The 3,233-nt window shown below is 73.6% G+C and carries 3 protein-coding genes; 2 read left to right on the top strand and 1 reads right to left on the bottom strand.

Going from position 1 to position 3,233, the window contains the following annotated elements:
• Positions 1-9: 9 nt before the first annotated feature.
• Positions 10-897 (bottom strand): MaoC family dehydratase N-terminal domain-containing protein, encoded by an 888-nt coding sequence (locus tag VM840_11405; protein ID HVL82182.1) that lies wholly within the window; start codon positions 895-897, stop codon positions 10-12.
• A gap of 146 nt (positions 898-1,043) precedes the next feature.
• On the opposite strand from VM840_11405, the gene VM840_11410 reads away from it, so the two are divergent.
• Positions 1,044-1,622, top strand: coding sequence for a hypothetical protein (locus VM840_11410; GenBank protein ID HVL82183.1), 579 nt, complete (start codon positions 1,044-1,046; stop codon positions 1,620-1,622).
• The coding region (locus tag VM840_11415; protein HVL82184.1) for a hydantoinase/oxoprolinase family protein at positions 1,619-3,233 on the top strand (1,615 nt) is incomplete at its 3' end. The genes VM840_11410 and VM840_11415, both read left to right, overlap by 4 nt.

Genomic DNA, 3,233 nt, shown 5'->3' on the forward strand with positions numbered 1-3,233 from the left:
GGTGACGCGCTAGGGGCGCACGCAGGTCGCGGTGCCGGTCACCTTCGGCTCCCCGCGTCCGTTCGTGACCTTCAGCTCGCAGTGCGCGAGCCCGTCGGCCACCCGCTCCGACCCCGTGCAGACGACGTTCTCCCCGGGCCAGAGCAGCCCCACGAAGCGCACCGCGAAGGAACGGATGGTGTGCGCACCCTGCCACCGGGCCAGGAAGCTCGCCAGGACGCCCGCGGTGAACATCCCCATGCCGAAGACGGACGGGTAGCCGGCCGATGCCGCGTACTCCTCGTCCCAGTGGATCGGGTTGAAGTCTCCGGACGCTCCCGCGTAGCGGACGAACAACAGCTTCGTCACCCCCGGGACGACCATGTGCGGACCCTCGGGCGCCGGAGGATCGATATCGGGCTGGACCCCGGCTCGGCCCGCTCCGTCGGTGGCGGCCGCGGCCGTCTCGATGACGGTCCCGCGCGCCGTCGCCACCCGCGCGCCGGAGGCGTCCGTGAACCCCGTCTCCCAGACCGCGAACCGCATCGTCCCACCGCGGGAGCCCTGCTTCTCGTACGCCTCGGCCAGGTGGGTCCGGCCGGTCAGGGTCTCGCCGACCCGCAGGGGACGCTCGTACGTGTAGGACTGTCCGCCGTGCAGCACCCGGCGGTTGTCGAAAGGACGGTCCAGACCCACCCGGCTCCCCGGCGGCTCCCACAGGTTGGAGGCGACGGTGGGGAACGTCGGGGGCGCGATGGCGTCCGGACCGAGGTAGGCCTCCTCTTCGGACAGGCACGCCCGCGCGAACTCGGACACCTTTCCGCGCTCGACCACCCACTCGTACGGCGCGGCCTGCTCTCCTACCCGGGCCCAGTCCACGGCGTGTTCTACCACGGTCGGGTAGGATGGTCCCCTCATGGCCAAGAACGGACGTAAGCGCAAGCAGCGCCGCCGCAACAAGGCGAACCACGGCAAGCGCCCCAACGCCGGGAAGTAGCGTCCCGGCGCCTCCGCGCGCCGTAACGTCCTGCCCCACCACCGGCCGTCTGCGGTAGCGTTCGCGCATGACCGTGCTCCTGTGGGCCGTCCTCGGCTACCTGGCGGGCTCCGTCTCCCTTCACGCACCCGCCTCGGCGGTCGGATGGGCGCTAGCCCGTCGTCTCGCGCCCGAGACGGCGCGGACATGGTCCTGGCCGGTGGTCTACGCCCTCTACGCAGGAGCCGTGGTCGCGGCGGCGCGCGGGATGGCCGGGCCCTACGAGGCCGCGGGAGCCGCCGTGGGCGCGGTAGCCGGTCACTGCTGGCCGCTGCGGGGCGCGCCGAGGCCGAGAGCCGGGGTGGCCCCCGCGACGGGGGCAGGCATCGTGCTGCTGCCCTTCGAGACCCTGGCTGCCGCCGCCTCCGTGGTCGCCATGCGGGCCGTGAGGCTGCACGCGCCGGCGAACACCGTGGCTCTCGTCGTCGTCCCGATCCTCGCTTCGCTGCGGGGTCAGCCTGCGCCGTACAGGTTCGCCGCGTGGGCCGCGCTCCTGCTCGTGATCGTCCGTCGCCTCGACGGCGTGGGAGCCGAGCTGGAGGCGACCGGGTCGCCGGTCGGCGTCATCACACGCCGCGTGCTGCTCGGGGCGGACCCCCCGCGTTGAGCGCGGTCGGCATCGATATCGGCGGGACCTTCACGGACGTCGTCGTCGCCGGCCCCGACGGGGTGCGGACGCTGAAGGTGTCCTCGACGCCGGACCCTGCGGACGGGTTCATCACGGCCCTGGACCGCGCCGGCGTCGTGGGCGAGGTGCGGCACGGGACGACCGTCGCCACGAACGCGGTGATCGAGCGAAGGGGGGCGAGGCTCGGCTTCTGCTCGACGGAAGGGTTCCGTCACATCCTCCACCTGGCGCGGCAGGACCGACCGGCCATGTACGACCAGCGGGCCGCCCGAGCCCTCCCGCTCGTCGACCTGGACCTCTGCGTGGCCATCCCAGAGCGGACCGGCCCCCACGGCGAGATCATCCGCCCTCTCGACGCCGAGGAGACGGCGGCGCGCCTGCGCGCGCTGCGCGGTCGGGTGGAGGCCCTGGTCGTCGTTCTCCTGCACTCCTATGCCAACCCTACGCACGAGCGTGAGGTGGCCGCGATCGCCGCCTCCGAGCTGCCGGGTGTGGCCGTGTCGCTCTCGGTGGATGTCCTGCCCGAGTTCCGAGAGTACGAGCGCGCGTCCACGACGGCGTTGAACGCCTTCGTGCAGCCCGCGATGGGCAGCTACCTGGGGCGCGTGTCCGAGGGTGCGGGGGCCGCATCGGTGAGCGTGATGTGGTCGGGCGGAGGGGTCCGGGGCGTGGCCGAGACCGTGGCCCGGCCCGTGAACACGCTGCTGTCCGGACCGGCCGCCGGGGTGCTCGGTGCCATCGAGACCGCGCGCCGGGCCGGGTTCACCGACATCGTCACCCTGGACATGGGTGGGACCTCGGCCGATGTCTCGCTCGTGTCCGGAGCGCGTCCCGACGTCAGAGCGGGCGGCGCCCTCGACGGGCTCCCGTTCTCGACCCCGTGCCTGGACATCGTGTCCGTCGGAGCGGGAGGCGGCAGCATCGCGTGGTTGGACGAGGGGGGCGCCCTGCGGGTCGGACCCCGGTCGGCCGGTGCCAACCCCGGGCCCGCCTGCTACGGGCGAGGAGGCACCCGAGCGACGGTCACCGACGCGGCCGTCTGCGCTGGGCTCGTCTCCGGGCCGCTCGCCGGCGGCGAGCTCGAGCTAGACGAGCAGGCCGCGATCGAGGCGGTCGAGCGGCTGGGAGACGAGGCCGGGCTGTACGTGCAGGAGGCGGCGAGCGGCATCCTCCGCGTGGTCGAGACGACGATGGCGCGGGCGATCCGGTCGGTCTCCGTCGAACGCGGGGTAGACGTCCGGCGGTTCGCTCTCGTCGCGTTCGGGGGAGCGGGTCCGACCCACGCGGTGGACGTCGCCCGCGAGCTCGGCATGTCCACGGTCGTGGTCCCGCCCGTGCCCGGGAACCTGGCCGCGCTGGGCCTGCTCGTCGCTCCCCGCCGAGCCGACGTCTCTCGGACGCGGCCCACGAGCATCCTGCAGCCGACGTACATCCGCGAGGCTCTCTCGGCATTGGGAGAGGACGCGGCCGAGCAGCTGAGATCGGAGGGCGCGCAGCCGGCAGCGGTCGAGCGGTCGGTCGACTGCCGATACGTCGGTCAGAGCCACGAGCTGCGGGTGCCGGTCGGCGACGACGTGACCGGCGTGCGGG

Source organism: Actinomycetota bacterium, assembly GCA_035540895.1.
Lineage (GTDB): Bacteria > Actinomycetota > JAICYB01 > JAICYB01 > JAICYB01 > DATLFR01.

Coding starts and splice junctions, on each gene's coding strand:
- VM840_11405 (HVL82182.1), bottom strand. CDS start 897: ATGAGGGGACCATCCTACCCGACCGTGGTAGAACACGCCGTGGACTGG.
- VM840_11410 (HVL82183.1), top strand. CDS start 1,044: ATGACCGTGCTCCTGTGGGCCGTCCTCGGCTACCTGGCGGGCTCCGTC.